We start from the raw sequence: 14,283 nt of genomic DNA, 5'->3' as shown, positions 1-14,283 counted from the left end.
CGGCGCACGGCCCACGCCGCCCCTGGTGACGTGCGCGTGACGCGCGTGTGACGGCCCCCCAGCGCGCGCGGCGGCAGATGGCTTCTGCACGCATGCGGGGTGCGCCCCGCATGGATCTGCGTGGCAGCCTCGACCCGGCAGGCGCTACGCCTAGACTCGCGCCCGTGATCTTCAAGGCGGTGGGCGACGGCAGGCCCTATCCGGACCACGGGCTCGTGACACCCAAGCAGTGGGCCGAGGTCGCTCCGCGGCAGGTGCGGCTCGACGAGCTCGTGACGACCAAGGGCACCCTGAACCTCGACAACCTGCTGTCCGAGGACTCGACGTTCTACGGCGACCTGTTCGCGCATGTGGTGCAGTGGAGGGGTGTGATGTACCTGGAGGACGGCCTGCACCGCGCGGTGCGGGCGGCCCTGCACCAGCGCCCGATCCTGCACGCCCGCGTGCTCGTGATCGAGACCGCTGGGCGAGACGACCGAACGGGCGAGACCACCGAGTGAGCGAGACGACCGAGTGAACGAAGCAACGAGGCCATGACCACCGACCCGGATCGCGCCCGAGACCTGCGCCGGCGCCGCATGCATGAACGCCAGGCGGGGATCTTCGGCCTGCTCCTCGCGGGCCTCGCGGTGGCTGGCATCGGATCCGCCGCGGTGTTCTCCGGCGCCGTGGAGCTGCCGTTCCTGGCCCGCGACTTCAGCACTGCGACCCCCACGCCGGGAGTCGGCTCCATCGTCCCCTGCCCGCCGACGGGCGCGCTGCCCGTGGCGGTCGGCGAGGTCACGGTGAACGTCTACAACGGCTCCAACGCGAGCGGTCTGGCCTCCTCCACGGCGAACTCGCTCACCGAGCGGGGCTTCGCCGTGGCCACCGTCGCGAACGCGACGCTCCGGCTGGGCGACGCCGCCCGGCTGTCCTTCGGCGCGTCAGGCGTCGCCGCGGCGTACACGCTCGCCGCGCACCTCGACAACCCGGTGATGGTGCTCGACGAGCGTCAGGACGCCACTGTCGACCTGATCGTCGGCGAGCGGTTCAACGACCTGCTCGCGGCGGACGAGGTCACCCTCGACCCGGCGCAGGAGCTCGTCGGAGCGGCGGGCTGCCGGCCCGTCGAGGAGGTCGTCCCGGCGCCCGCGCCGTCCGTCGCCTCCTCGTCCGAGCCCGGCGCCGAGGACATCCCGGCCGATGAGGAGCCCCTCGAGGGCGAAGTGGTCGTCGAGGGCGAGTAGCCCGCGACGTCGCCAGCACAGCGACAGACAGCGAGGCCGGGCCACCCGAAGGCGGCCCGGCCTCGCTGTCTTGTGCACGACCTGCGCGACGACCTCAGTGCGGCTGCGTCATGCCTGCGACGCGCGCTCGACGCCCTCGAGCTCGGTGCCGTTCGGCACGGACGCCGGGCTCGCGGCCTCCTGCGACGTGCCGCGCCAGCGGGCCAGCCCGTTCATCAGGTGGTAGACGCCGATGGCGGCGGCGGAGCCGAGCGCGATGCCCTCGAAGGTGATGTCGCCGGCCACCCACGTGTAGTTGGCGATGCCCACGATGAGCGCGACGGCCGCCGTGGTGAGGTTCACCGGGTTGGAGAAGTCGACCTTGTTCTGCACCCAGATCCGGGCGCCGAGGATGCCGATCATCCCGTAGAGCACCGTCGTGGCGCCGCCGAGCACCCCGGCGGGGATCGTGGCGATGAGGGCGCCGAACTTCGGCGACAGGCTCAGCACCAGCGCGGTGGCCGCGGCCACCCAGTAGGCGGCCGTGGAGTAGATGCGGGTGGCGGCCATGACGCCGATGTTCTCGGCGTACGTGGTGGTGCCCGAGCCGCCGCCGGCGCCGGCCAGCGTGGTGGCGATGCCGTCGGCGAGCAACGCCCGCCCGGTGAGCGGGTCGAGGTCCTTGCCGGTCATCGCGGACACCGACTTCACGTGGCCGACGTTCTCCGCGATGAGCACGAGCACCACGGGCACGAACAGCCCGAGCACCGCCAGGTCGAACGTGGGCGTGATGAAGGTGGGCAGGCCGAACCAGGACGCTTCCTCCACGGAGGTGAAGTCGACCTCGCCGCGGAACGCCGCGACGACGTAGCCGATGAGGACGCCCACCAGGATCGCGAGCCGCCCGAGGATGCCGCGGAACAGCACGGTCGTCAGGATGATCGCGAACAGCGTCACCAGAGCGGTGATGGGCGCCGCGCGGAAGCCCGCGGTGCACGACTCGACGATCTCGCCGTCGACCACGGACTGGTCGCAGGTGCCCCACGCCACGGGCGCGAGGTTGAGCCCGATGAGGGCGACGATCGAGCCGGTGACCACCGGCGGCATGACCTTCTCGATCCAGTGCGCTCCCGCGACGTGCACCACCAGGCCGATGGCGGTGAGCAGGAGGCCGGTCACGACCACGCCGCCCAGTGCCACGGACTCGCCGCCGGAGGCGGTGGCCGCCGTGATGGGCGCGATGAACGCGAAGCTCGACCCGAGGTAGCTGGGGAGCTTGTTCCCGGTGATGACCAGGAACAGCACGGTGCCAACCGCGGAGAAGAACAGCGTCGTCGCGGGTGACAGGCCGGTGATGATCGGCACCAGGAACGTCGAGCCGAACATGGCCACGACGTGCTGCATGCCGATGCCGATGGTGCGCGGCCAGCTCAGCCGCTCATCGGGGGCGACAACCGCGCCCGTGCGGACTGTGCGCCCGTCGCCGTGCACTCGCCATCCGAGACTGCTCACGTAGGGGACTCCTTCAGTGGTGTGTGTGGCCGGGTCCGCCCCGTCGGCCTCTGGCCGCGACCCGTGCAGAGAGTAGCGACCCGAGGTGGGCGTCCCGGGCGCCCGTCCACCGACGCCCGGTTAGCATGAGTCGAGGTCTTGTCGGCGACGTCCACGTCCGCGCGCCCCTTCTGTTGAGCCGTCCGGAGGTTCCCCTGAGCACCGGCCGCCTGCTGCGCTCGCGCACTGCCTTGTGGACGGCGTTCGTGGTCGCGCATGCGTGGGTGGCCTTCGCCGGGACGGTGCTGCAGGGCCGGTCCTTCTTCAACGACGTCGAGTTGTACCGGCAGTGGATGCGGCTCGGCTTCGAGCAGGGCGCCTGGCCCGTGCTCTCGGGCGAATGGGTGTACCCGGCGGGGGCGATCGTGCCGATGGCGGTCGCGGCCCTGGTCACCACGACGAGCACCTGGGGCTACCAGGTCGCCTGGGTGCTGCTGGTGGCGGCGCTCAACGGGCTCGCCATCGTCGCGCTGCTGCGCGCGCGGACCGCCGACGGCTCCCCACCGCCGGTCGAGCCGGCCCGAGGCGCCTGGTGGTGGTTGGCGTTCATCGCCGGGCTGGGCCCCGTCGCGGTGGGGCGGCTCGACGCGATCGTGGCGCCGGTGGTGATCGTGGCGCTGCTGGTCGCCGCCCGCAGGCCCTGGGTCGCGTCGGCCCTCCTGACCGCCGGGGCGTGGATCAAGGTGGCGCCGGGGGCGATCCTGCTGCCGCTGGTGCTCGCGGTGCGCCGGCCGTGGCGCGACGTGGTGCTGCCCGCCGCGCTGGTGTGCGTGGTGGTGGCAGGCGCCGTGGCGGCGGGTGGTGGACTGCCGCACCTCACGAGCTTCCTCACCCAGCAGGGCTCCCGGGGCCTGCAGATCGAGTCGGTGGGCGCCACCCCGTGGGTGCTGTTCGGGCTGTTCTCCCCCGTGGTGGACCGCTACCTCAACGTCGAGCTGATCACGTGGGAGGTGAGCGCCCCGGGCACGGCCGGCGCGGCGGACGCCCTCGGCGCGCTGCTGCCGCTGGGGTTGGCCGGCGCGGTCGCGCTGCTGTGGTGGGCCCACCACCGCGGCCACCCCGAGCGCCGCTGGGCGACCTCCGAGGAGTTCGTGGTCCGCGGCGCCCTCCTGGTCGCCACGATGCTCATCGTGTTCAACAAGGTGGGCTCACCGCAGTTCATCGGGTGGCTGGCGCCGCCCGTGGCGGTGGCCCTGGCCCTGGGGCTGCCGCGCTGGCGCCGGACGGCGTGGTGGGTGCTGGGCCTGGCGGTGCTGACCCAGGTCGTCTACCCCCTGCGCTACAGCGACGTGCTGCGCGGCGAGGTCCCGGGGACCCTCGCCCTGGTGCTGCGCAACGTGCTGCTGGTGGTGCTCCTGGCTGGCACCGCGCACGGCATCTGGCGGGAGGCGCGTCAGCCCCCCGACGATCCGGGCCCGCTCCCGGACGCCACCGACGCGACGAACGCGAGCAGGTAGGCGCGCGAGCTGCCGTCGTCGATCGAGGTGTCGGACAGCCCGGGCGCGGCCTCCCACGCCTGCTCGGCCTCGTCGGGGCCGGCCATCGCGAGGTACATCAGCAAGTAGTCGCCGAACTTCACGTCGAACCCGGCGGGCGTCGCCTCCTCGACCTGCGCGGTGATCCGGGCCGCCCGGGCGCCGTCGTCGGCGTCGCCCTGCACCAGGTACCCCGCGACGGGGCTCATCGGGATGAGCTGGATCGCGAGCATGGCGGCCGGGTCCGGGCTGAACCAGGTGGCGTAGTCCCGCTTGCCGCCCCAGTTGAGCGCCATGACGTGATGGCCGAACCCGTCATACACAGGGTCGGCCAGGTCGAGCGACGTCCAGTAGGCGCGGGTCGAGGCGGCCTCGGTGGAGGCCAGCCAGGCGGCCTGCACCCCGAGCTCGTCCTGCCCCGAGGCGGCCGCCCACAGTCCCAGCCCATTCCAGGCGGTCACCGCCTCCGAGCTGGACTCCTGGTTGTTGCCGTCGGCGAACGGCGCGGGGCCCGACGCCCAGGCGTGGCCGGCGTACACGTCGAAGGCCCGGAGCTGCGGGAACCACTCGGTGCCCTCGACGGCGGCGACGTCCTGGGCCAGCAGGTCCAGGACAGGCGCCAGCTCGGCGGCGAGGGCCGGATCGGCGGCGGCGAGCAGGCCCGCGGTGGCGAGGAAGTAGCCGTAGTGGAAGTGGTGGTCGTTGAACTCCTCCGAGCCGAAGGACGGGGTGAGCCCCACGACGCCGCGCGCGTTCTCGTCGTACACGAAGCACCGGGCGTCACGACGTGCGCAGCCGTCCGGCTCGGCCCACTCGCGCAGCGCCGCCAGGGTCTGATCGCGCAGTGGGGCCACCACGTCGTCGGCGCCGAGCTGGCGGCCCAGGGTCACAAGGGTCGCGGCGCGGTACAGCGACTTGCCGCCGAAGTACGTGTCCGACGGGAACGCCGGCGTCGCGGCGACATCGGCTGCGAGCTGCTCGACGATCGCGGCGCGGCGGTCGTCGGGCACGGAGGCCAGGTCGAGCTCCCCCGCCGCCTCCACCACGGGCGCCCACGACGTGAGCCGCGAGCCCAGGCACAGCTCCAGGGCGCCGTAGACGCTCGGGTAGGAGCCGAGGTGGCAGCCCTCCCGGCTCGGCTGCTCCCCCTGCCGGTGGTGCGGCATGGTCGCGTGCACCGTCTTGGACCCGCCCGCCGTGCGGTAGGCGATCGTGGTGCGCGCGATCCCGTCGTCGACGCCATAGGCGACCTCGGAGCCCACCACGGGGTCCGCGGCCGCGAGCGCCAGCGTCTCGAGCCCGCCCGAGGGCAGGTCGGCGGGGACGGGGAACCAACTCGCGCTCTGGCCCGCGCCGAGCCGCACGCTGGTGCCCGCGAGCGCGCCGCGCGGGGCGCTGAGCATCCACTCGACGCCGCGCACAGTGCTCGAGGCCAGGCCGTCGCTGGCCGCCGTGAACGCGGCGCCGAGCGTCAGCGTGGTGTCGACGGCGGCGGTGAAGCTGATGAACGGGGACCCCTGCGCGAGGACCACGCGGCCCAGGGGCTGATCGGCCGCGTCGAGCAGCTCGACGGTGACGGTGGCGGCGTCGTAGGCGCTGACCTGCGCGCGCGCGGCGCCCGCGTCGACGCCGACGTCCGGCACGTGCCCGCCGATGATGAGCTTGTCGCTGGTCTCCGGCTGCGGCAGGCCGATCTCGAAGCCGGAGCCGGTGAGCGCGAAGGACGTGGGCAGGGCGAAGACGGGCTGCGGCTGCTCCCCGAACACGAGGCCGCTGAACCAGCGGTTGGTGGGCGGCGTCAGCCCGTCGGCCAGCCGCACCGGGTCGAGCCTCGCGGCGTCGGCGTGCTCGACGCCCGCCACGAGCGCTGCCGGATCGGCCACGGGCAGCGCGGCGTCCGGCGGGCCCGCCGGCCGGTCGGAGCCGTCCACGTGCACCGCCCCGTCGAGGGCGTCGACGCGGCGCTGCTTCTGGCCGCCCAGCACCATGGCGGTGGTGACCACCAGGACCCCGGCCACGAGGACTCCCAGCGCGATCAGCACGCTCCGCCGGGCCCTCACAGGCCCGCCCCGCGCAGGTACCCCTTGACCGCCTCCACGGCGCGGGTCACCACCCCGTCGTTGCGCAACGCCAGCTCGGCGGTCACCGGCGTCCCCGCCGCCACCAGCCCGTTGGCATCGCCCTTGACCAGGTCGTCCGAGCGCACCTTCACCACGGCCTGCGCCTCGCTCGCGACGGTCTGCACCGACACCTCGTCCACATGCCCGGCGATGCGCTGCTGGTTGGGCAGCACGATGGTGACGGCTGCCGCGTCCTCGACGCGGGCGTAGTCCTTGGCGGTCAGCGTGTACTCGGCCTGCACGTAGAGGCTGTCGGCCTTCTCCACGACGGCCAGGTCGCCGACGGCCTCGACGAACGTGCCGCGCTCCGCCTTGAGGGTGACGATCGTGCCGGGGCCGGTGGCCTTGACCACGAGCCGCCCCTCGGCGTCGACGGCGCTCGCGGCGGTCTCCACCGGGGCGAAGCCGATCTCGCGGTCGTGGCGGAGCGCCGCGCTGTCGATGACGAACAGCGCGTCGCCCTCCTCGACGACGTCGCCGGGCTCCACGAGCTGGTCGACGACCAGCCCGGCGTACGGGGATCCCACGTGGTACGTCAGGGCGGCGATCTGCGCGGAGGAGCTGCCGGCGCGGCCCTCGCGCTCGTTCAGGTGGTAGGTGAGCAGCAGGGTCACGGCGAGCACGGTCAGCAGCCCGAACGTCAGGCGAAGGCGGTTGCTCCAGGTCATGCGGCACCTCCGGAGGTCAGGGCGGCGGCCCGTCGCGATGCGCGCGCCTCACGCGCGGCGGTCACGACGAAGGCGCCGAGGATCAGGGTGTTGGTGGTGTTCCAGGCCAGGGCCAGCGAGAGCGACCCATTGCCGAGGTCCTTCCAGGCGCCCACCACCGAGGTCAGCAGGAGGAAGGCGAAGAACAGCACCTGCGGCATCATGAAGTTGAACGGGGAGGAGGCACGGCCCAGGCTCCCCGTCACGTGCCACTGCTGCTCGCGGCGGAAGAACGCGTTGACGAGCGCGCGGGTGTAGATCGGGAACGACACGGTGGCGAGCATCAACGTCTCCCAGCGGAACGACCCGAGCGTGTAGAACGCCACGACGATCTGCATCACGTAGAAGCCCGCATAGGCCAGCGCCCAGGTGACCGGCGACATGTGGAGCTGCATCGGGGTCAGCCCGAAGTACACCTGCAGCGGCGGGACGAGCAGCAGCAGCAGGGGCGCGATGCCCGTCAAGTAGTGCGTGGACGTCACCCAGTACTGCAGCCGCTGGTCGAGGGTGAGGTTGCGCTTCTTCGACAGCGGGTTGTGGGTGAACATGATCTCGAAGCCGCCGGTCGCCCAGCGGAGCTGCTGCTTGGTGTACGCCTCGACCGTCTCGGGGGTGTCCCCCACCGCGAGCGACATCGGTATGTAGATGGAGCGCCAGCCCGCCTCGTGCAGCCGCAGCGACGTCCACACGTCCTCGGACTTCGAGTCGGCGTACATGCCGCCGACGTCGAGGATGGCCCGCCGCCGGAAGATCACGTTGGTGCCGACGCAGAACGCCGAGTTGAACTTGTTCCGGCCCGGCTGGATGTACCGGTAGAACACTGCCTGCATGTACCCGGCGCCCCGCGAGATGAGGTTGTGCAGGTTGCCGTAGGTCTGCGGGGTCTGCACGAACGCCACGTCGGACGTCGCGAAGAACGGCACTGTCTCGTGCAGGAACTCGGGCTCGGGGACGAAGTCGGCGTCGAAGATGACGAACAGCTCGCCCCGCGTGATGGTCAGCGCGTGGTTGATGTTCCCGGCCTTGGCGCCGTTCTTGCTGAGCCGGCGCACGTACCGGGCGCCGAGCTCGGCGGCGAGGTCGCGCACCTCGTCCGAGCGGCCGTCGTCGAGCACCCACGTCATGTGCTCGCCCTGCATCGCGAGGGCGGCGGTGACGGTGCGGCGGATGGTGGCGAGGTCCTCGCCGTAGGTCGTGATGAACACGTCGATGCCCACCGGGCTGCCGTGCAGGCGCATCGGCCAATGGCGCGGGTTGTCCGCCGTGCCGTCGCGCAGGATCTCGTCCATGTCGTACAGGGCGTCCTGGGCGTGGTGGAACGCGAAGCCGCGCGGGTTGTGCCCGCTGGAGAGCATCGTCCACAACGACAGCAGCGCGTGGACGATGAGCACGGCCTCGGCGGTGATGACCATGGACCAGGGCAGCCAGTCGCCTCGGTTGCCGGGGTTCAGCAGGAAGACCGCGTACAGGAGCACTCCGGCGCAGGCCAGCGCGACGAGCAGCATGAACGAGGGCGAGTGCGCGGCCTCGTTCTCCGGGGTGCGGGCGGGACGCCCGTGAGGGACGTCGGTCGTGCGTGGCTCGGTGACGAGCCGGTCGAACGTCGTTGCTGCCATGTGGTCCCCCAACGTCGGGCCGGTGCGGAGGCGGCGGGTCAGGAGACCCGTCACCCAGGGCGGCGGCAGCGTTGGCGTCAGATGCACCGGGGCGAGCTGCGCTCGATTGCGGAGATGCGGAGAAAAGCCGCATCTCCCCCGGTGGATACGCACAGAACGTAACAGCGATGGCCAACTTGTCTAGGCCTGTCCGGTATGCATCGGGTCGCCGGAGGCGTGGGGGCGACCGCGCGCGACGGGTGAATCTCGCCGCGTTCTCGCAGGTCAGCGGGCTAACTGGGACGTCACCGATGCCCGGAGCGGGTCATCCCATGAGAATCTCGACATACGAGACCTACCACGTGGTCGCAGTTCGTCGGAGGCACAGAGAACGCGGCCCCTCCCAACGTTCCGGGAGGGGCCGCGTGACGCCGGGTCAGCCGAGCTGGGGCAGGACCTCCTGCGCGACCAGCTCGAGGTGGTCCAGGTCATGCAGGTCCAGGACCTGCAGGTACACGCGCGAGACACCCAGCTCGGCGAGCGCCCCGATCCGGTCCACGACGGCCGACGGCGTGCCCGCGAAGCCCACTGAGCGCACCTCGATCGGGTCCCGGCCGATCGCCGCCGCGCGGCGGTCCACCTCCGCGTCATCCCGCCCGACGCACGCCACCAGCGCCACCGACATCACCAGCGACTCCGGGTCGCGGCCGATGTCGCGGCACGCCGCGCGCACCCGCTCCAGCTTGGGCGCCACATCCGCCAGCTCGGGGAAGCCCAGGTTGAACTCCGACGCGTACTTGGCGGCCAGCGCCGGGGTCCGCTTGGGGCCGTGGCCGCCGACGATGATCGGCACGCCCGCCCGGGACGGGTCCAGCGGCGAGGCCTGCACCGGCTTCGGCAGCGCCGGGGAGTCCGTCAGCGTGTAGTGCTCGCCGGCATGCGAGTAACGCTCCCCCACCGGCGTGCCCCACAGCCCGGTGACGACCTCGAGCTGCTCCTCGAGCCGCCCGATCCGCTTGTCCGGGTACGGGATGCCGTACGCGGTGTGCTCAGCCTCGAACCAGCCCGCGCCGAGGCCCAGCTCGACTCGCCCGCCGGACATCTCGTCGACCTGGGCGACCTGGATCGCGAGGATCCCCGGCGGCCGGAACGTGACAGGCGAGACGAGCGTGCCGAGGCGCACCCGCTGGGTGTCACGCGCGAGCCCCGCCAGCGTGGTCCACGCGTCGGACGGGCCGGGCAGGCCATCGCCCTCGCCCATCCGCAGGTAGTGGTCGGAACGGAAGAAGCCGTCGAAGCCGAGCTCCTCGGTGGCGGTAGCGACGGCGAGCAGGTCCGCGTACGAGGCGCCCTGCTGGGGTTCGGTGAAAATCCTGACGTCCATCCTCGTACCCTGCCATCTCCCGGAGGCCGAACCCGACCAGGCGCACGGCTTTGGCGATCCGCGGCGGGTACCGTGCGACCCGTGAGGTCGATCCGATGGGCGAGCGTGGCGACCGTGGGCGGCTGCGCGCTCGTGCTGCTGATCTGCGCGTTCGCGGCACTGCGCGGCCGCCCGTGGGCCTGGGCTCCCGGGCTCGTCGCCGCCGCCGTGGGCCTGCGCGAGTTGCGCGCCCTGCAACGCGGCCTGCGGTGAACAGCGCCACCCTGCAGTGGGCGCCTGCTGGCCGTCAGGGATAGCGGAGCCGGTCGACCATCAGATCAGCCTCGTCCAGGACCTCGCCGGCAGCCCAGGCCATGTCGCGCCTGGACTGCGTGATCGGGCGCAGCACGTCGGCCTCGACCAGCCGCTCGACCGTCGCGTAGGCCCGGGCCTGCGACGCACCGGTCAGGCGGGCCACATCGCCGGCATCGACGATCGGGTGGCGGGGCAGCAGCGGCAACAGCGCGGCCGCCGCCGACCCCGCCCGGGGCCGGACGCGCTCGGCCCACTGGTGCGGCAGCGCGATCAGCCGCTCAGCCGAGACCGTGGCCTCCGCCGTCGCCCGAGAGGCCGCGTCCGCCAAGAAGCCCGCGAACGGCTCGACCTCGCCCTGGCGGTAGTCGTTGACCAGCTGGAAGTAGAGATCGCGGTCGGCCACGATGGCAGAGGCGACCGGCACCGCCATCTCCCGGGTCACGCCGCGGTAGCGCCACAGGGCGTTGATGAGCGACCGGCCGACGCGGCCGTTGCCGTCGGTGAACGGGTGGATGGACTCGAACTGGGCGTGCGCGACCGCTGCCTGCACCACTGGGTCGATGTCCGTGCGCCGCATGAACGCGATCAGGTCGGCCATGAGCTCGGGCACGCGCTCGGGGGCCGGGGGGACGTGGACGGCGCCTCGGGGCGAGCGGTTGGACCCTCCGATCCAGTTCTGCGCCGAGCGCAGTTTGCCCGCATCCCACCGCTCTTCTGGGTCGTCGGCCATGAGCGGGACGTGGGCGGCGAGGATGTCCTGGAGGTCCACGCCGTCGGCGGCGCGGTGCACGAGCAAGTTGAGCCCGTCTATCGCGCCCTTGACGGTTCGAGCGGTCTTCGGAGCTCGGATGCCGTACTGGGCGCGGGCCAACTGGTCGACCGTGGTCAGTTCTTCCTCAATGCGCGAGGAGGCGATCGCCTCGGTGCGCAGCAAGAAGGGCTCCAAGGTGGCGACCTGGCCGGCGTAGGTGCGCTCGAGCACGCCGATCTCGACCTCTGCCTGGCGGGCGAGTTCGAGGGTCTCAGCCGACGAGGGCAGGCTCAGGTCGGCGATCAGCGGGGGGATCGAGGCGCTGTACCCGTCGATCTCGGCGCGGCGCCCGCTGCTGGACACCCACGGCAGCGACTCACTGCCGTGGGCGGGGATGGGCTGAGCGGACATGCGGGGCCTCCAGTAACCGAGAAGATCGGTCCCACTATTCTCGGTTAAGGATATATCCGAGAACAAGGCCAGGGCGGCCCTCACTTCCAGCAGTGGCGATGTGCCGGAATCACCCGTGGCGAACCGGGTCCCAGGAGCCTCCCAGCCCTCGCGACTAGAGTCGTCGGCATGCCAGAGCATCGCCGGGACATGACCTCAATCCTGCAACTCAGGGATGATTTCACCAGGTTCATGCTCGCGTACCGGTTCGGCCTTGACGAAGTCATGACCAAACTGACGATCCTGCGCGATGAGTTCAACTACGCGCACAGCTACAACCCCATCGAGCACGTCGGCTCGCGGCTGAAGTCCCCGGACAGCATCCTGCAGAAAGCGCACCGCAAGGGCATCCCGTTCACGCTCGAGGACATCAAGTCCCAGATGTTCGACATCGCCGGCGTCCGGGTGACCTGCGCGTTCCAGTCGGACATCTACCGCATCCGCGACCTGCTCGTCGGCCAGCAGGACCTCACGCTGCTCGCCGAGCGCGACTACATCGCCGAGCCCAAGCCCAACGGATACAAGAGCCTGCACCTGATCGTCCAGGTGCCGGTGTTCATGTCGGACCGGGTCGAGCCGGTGACCGTGGAGATCCAGATCCGGACCATCGCGATGGACTTCTGGGCGAGCCTCGAGCACAAGATCTACTACAAGTACGACAAGGAGATCCCGGCCGAGCTGCTCGCCGAGCTCAAGGACGCCGCCGACGTCGCGAACGCCCTCGACATCAAGATGGAGCACCTGCACAACACCGTCCTCACCATCAAGGGCGCCACCACCGGCGACTCCTCGGCGGACATGCAGGGGCTCATCCCGTCGCAGCAACTCCTGGAGGCGTTCCTGCGCGAGTCCGCCCCCGCGCCGCAGGCGCCCGACGACACGGCAGGCGACGAGCCCGACAAGCGCTGACGGACCCGCAGAGCGGCGCGCCGTAGGGCCCGCAGCCGAGTTGTCCACATCCCTCCCGGTCGATCCCCGAACGTCACCGCGACCTGCTGACCTGGTCTCCTGACACGCCCAGGCGCCCCCCGGCCGAACCCAGCAGCGCATGGCATGGTGGCCAGATGCCGGACGCCCGAGGCTCAGCCGCAGACGTGCTCGCGGTCAACGACTGGCGTCGCCGCATCGCCGAGCTCTACGCCGACGTCCGCCGCGTCGCCGCCACCGAACCCGCCGCCGCCCACGCCCTCTGGGTCGAGCGACGCGACACGCTCTTCGCCGAGCACCCCGCGTCCCCCCTGCTGCCCGAGGCGCGCGCCGCGTTCCGCGGCCTGCCGGTGGCCCCCTACGACCCCGCGTTCCGGTTCGAGGCGCGGGTGCGCCAGGCGTCGATGCAGCGCCTCGACGTGGCGACCGGCACCGACGGCGTGGTGCCGTTCGAGCGGATCGGCCGCGCCGCGCTCCCGGGGCTCGGCTCGCTGTCCGTCTGGGCGCTGCGCGCCTACGCGGGTGGAGTATTCCTCCCCGTCAAGGACGCGCTCGCCGGGCGCCCCGACGGGACGTACGGCGGCGGGCGGTACGTCCTCGACACCATCAAGGGCGCGGACCTGGGCACCAGCGGCGACGACGGCCGCGGCCCGCTCGTCCTCGACCTGAATTTCGCCTACAACCCGTCCTGCGCGTACGACCCGGCGTGGGCGTGCCCGCTGGCCACGCGCGGCAACGTCCTGGAGGCCGAGACGCCCGTCGGCGAGCTCGCGCCAGGGCCGGAGCTGCTGCCGCGCGACTGAGGAGCGGTCAGCGCTGGCAGGCCGGGCAGCGGTAGAGCTTGCGCCCGGCCATGTCCTCGACCACGACGGGCGTGCCGCACACCCGGCACGGCAGCCCCGCGCGCCCGTACACCCAGTGCTGCTCGGAGCGGTCCCCGAGCGCCCGCGCCCGGCCGGCCTCGTCGAGATCCTCGCGGGTGAGGATCACCCCGGTGCGGATGCCGTCGGCGAGGAGCACCGCCCAGTCGTCCCACAGCCCGCGCGCCACCTCGACGGGCACCTGTCGGCCCGGTGTCCACGGGTCCAGCCGGGCGCGGAACAGCATCTCCGCGCGATAGATGTTGCCGATGCCCGCCATCACGGACTGGTCCATGAGGAGCTGGCCGATGGGCACCGCCCGCCGGGTCAGGCGCCGGGCGACCTCGGCCCCCGCGGCGTCCAGGTCCTCCTCGGTGGCCGGGTCCAGGCCCAGCCGGGCCACGGCCGCCGCCGCCGACTCCGGGTCGAGCACCTCGCAGGCGGTGGGGCCGCGCAGGTCCGCGACGCTGGCGTCGGTGGCCAGGCGCCCCCGCCCCTGCCCGACGGGCGGTGGCGGAAACGGCTCGTCGGCGCCCGATCCGCCGTCGGCGGCGGCGCGCTCGCGCTCCCCCCCGCCCATCCGCCCGGCCCGCCGCAGCCGCGGCGCCCCCATGCTGCCGAGGGCGGCCATGCCCTCGGTGAGGGGCGAGATCTGCCCGAAGAGGTCCCAGGCGCCGTACAGGCCCAGGTGCACGCGCAGCACCAGGCCGCCGTCGAAGTCGAGGAAGAGCTGCTTGCCGACGGCACGGGAACCGGTCAGCCGACGCCCGTCGAGCAGCGCGGCGCCCTGGGCGAACCGCCCTTGCGGGGAGCTGACCGCAAGCGGTCGGCCGACGAAGTCGCGGCGGAATTGGCGCGCGACGCGGTGGACGGTATGACCCTCTGGCACGGCTCACCACCCTACGTCCCGCACTCCGCCCCCTTGCCCGCGAGATGTGACATATGGTCGATAACGGGCATG

Annotated in this window: 13 protein-coding genes; 6 read left to right on the top strand and 7 right to left on the bottom strand. The window is 72.2% G+C overall.

All coding sequences use genetic code 11. The features are described from left to right. Nucleotides 1–164: 164 nt before the first annotated feature. Nucleotides 165–500, top strand: a complete 336-nt coding sequence (locus tag BN3788_RS07910; protein WP_066584034.1) for a type II toxin-antitoxin system VapB family antitoxin — start codon at nucleotides 165–167, stop codon at nucleotides 498–500. Between the two features lie 33 nt (nucleotides 501–533). Further along, nucleotides 534–1,229, top strand: a complete 696-nt coding sequence (locus BN3788_RS07905; protein ID WP_082812693.1) for a LytR C-terminal domain-containing protein — start codon at nucleotides 534–536, stop codon at nucleotides 1,227–1,229. Between the two features lie 108 nt (nucleotides 1,230–1,337). On the opposite strand, the gene BN3788_RS07900 is transcribed toward BN3788_RS07905, so the two are convergent. Next, nucleotides 1,338–2,720 (bottom strand): uracil-xanthine permease family protein, encoded by a 1,383-nt coding sequence (locus tag BN3788_RS07900; RefSeq protein WP_066584031.1) that lies wholly within the window; start codon nucleotides 2,718–2,720, stop codon nucleotides 1,338–1,340. A gap of 173 nt (nucleotides 2,721–2,893) precedes the next feature. On the opposite strand from BN3788_RS07900, the gene BN3788_RS07895 reads away from it, so the two are divergent. After that, complete coding sequence (locus tag BN3788_RS07895) at nucleotides 2,894–4,216, top strand: glycosyltransferase 87 family protein (protein ID WP_234346538.1); 1,323 nt, start codon at nucleotides 2,894–2,896, stop codon at nucleotides 4,214–4,216. Here BN3788_RS07895 and BN3788_RS07890 read toward each other — a convergent pair. From BN3788_RS07890 to BN3788_RS07875, 4 genes are all read right to left on the bottom strand, one after another. Further along, nucleotides 4,153–6,294 (bottom strand): glycosyl hydrolase, encoded by a 2,142-nt coding sequence (locus BN3788_RS07890; RefSeq protein ID WP_066584023.1) that lies wholly within the window; start codon nucleotides 6,292–6,294, stop codon nucleotides 4,153–4,155. The genes BN3788_RS07895 and BN3788_RS07890 overlap by 64 nt on opposite strands. Next, nucleotides 6,291–7,022, bottom strand: a complete 732-nt coding sequence (locus BN3788_RS07885; RefSeq protein ID WP_066584020.1) for an HlyD family efflux transporter periplasmic adaptor subunit — start codon at nucleotides 7,020–7,022, stop codon at nucleotides 6,291–6,293. The genes BN3788_RS07890 and BN3788_RS07885 overlap by 4 nt, the downstream gene beginning before the upstream one ends. Further along, nucleotides 7,019–8,677 carry a glycosyltransferase family 2 protein gene (locus BN3788_RS07880; protein WP_066584017.1) on the bottom strand — a complete coding sequence of 553 codons (1,659 nt, stop codon included), beginning with the start codon at nucleotides 8,675–8,677 and terminating at the stop codon, nucleotides 7,019–7,021. The genes BN3788_RS07885 and BN3788_RS07880 overlap by 4 nt, the downstream gene beginning before the upstream one ends. A gap of 415 nt (nucleotides 8,678–9,092) precedes the next feature. Beyond that, nucleotides 9,093–10,040, bottom strand: a complete 948-nt coding sequence (locus BN3788_RS07875; protein ID WP_066584015.1) for an LLM class F420-dependent oxidoreductase — start codon at nucleotides 10,038–10,040, stop codon at nucleotides 9,093–9,095. Between the two features lie 81 nt (nucleotides 10,041–10,121). On the opposite strand from BN3788_RS07875, the gene BN3788_RS19480 reads away from it, so the two are divergent. Beyond that, nucleotides 10,122–10,292, top strand: a complete 171-nt coding sequence (locus BN3788_RS19480) for a hypothetical protein (RefSeq protein WP_187138368.1) — start codon at nucleotides 10,122–10,124, stop codon at nucleotides 10,290–10,292. 34 nt (nucleotides 10,293–10,326) lie between these two features. Here the strand turns inward: BN3788_RS19480 and BN3788_RS07870 are convergent, their stop codons facing one another. Next, nucleotides 10,327–11,496, bottom strand: coding sequence for a Fic family protein (locus BN3788_RS07870; RefSeq protein WP_066584013.1), 1,170 nt, complete (start codon nucleotides 11,494–11,496; stop codon nucleotides 10,327–10,329). Nucleotides 11,497–11,664: 168 nt separating this feature from the next. Between BN3788_RS07870 and BN3788_RS07865 the strand changes: the two genes are divergently transcribed. Next, nucleotides 11,665–12,444, top strand: coding sequence for a GTP pyrophosphokinase (locus BN3788_RS07865; RefSeq protein ID WP_066584012.1), 780 nt, complete (start codon nucleotides 11,665–11,667; stop codon nucleotides 12,442–12,444). A gap of 155 nt (nucleotides 12,445–12,599) precedes the next feature. Then, nucleotides 12,600–13,265 carry a DUF1684 domain-containing protein gene (locus BN3788_RS07860; protein ID WP_066584010.1) on the top strand — a complete coding sequence of 222 codons (666 nt, stop codon included), beginning with the start codon at nucleotides 12,600–12,602 and terminating at the stop codon, nucleotides 13,263–13,265. Nucleotides 13,266–13,272: 7 nt separating this feature from the next. Here BN3788_RS07860 and BN3788_RS07855 read toward each other — a convergent pair whose 3' ends face one another. Further along, nucleotides 13,273–14,211: an Fpg/Nei family DNA glycosylase gene (locus BN3788_RS07855; RefSeq protein ID WP_066584002.1), complete on the bottom strand. Its 939-nt coding sequence runs from the start codon at nucleotides 14,209–14,211 to the stop codon at nucleotides 13,273–13,275. Nucleotides 14,212–14,283 lie beyond the last annotated feature (72 nt).

The sequence above is a fragment of the Cellulomonas timonensis genome, from assembly GCF_900046455.1.
GTDB classification, from domain to species: Bacteria; Actinomycetota; Actinomycetes; order Actinomycetales; family Cellulomonadaceae; genus Cellulomonas_A; species Cellulomonas_A timonensis.
The sequence above is the reverse complement of the archived record's forward strand: the minus strand, read 5'-3'. Positions and strand labels throughout refer to the sequence as shown.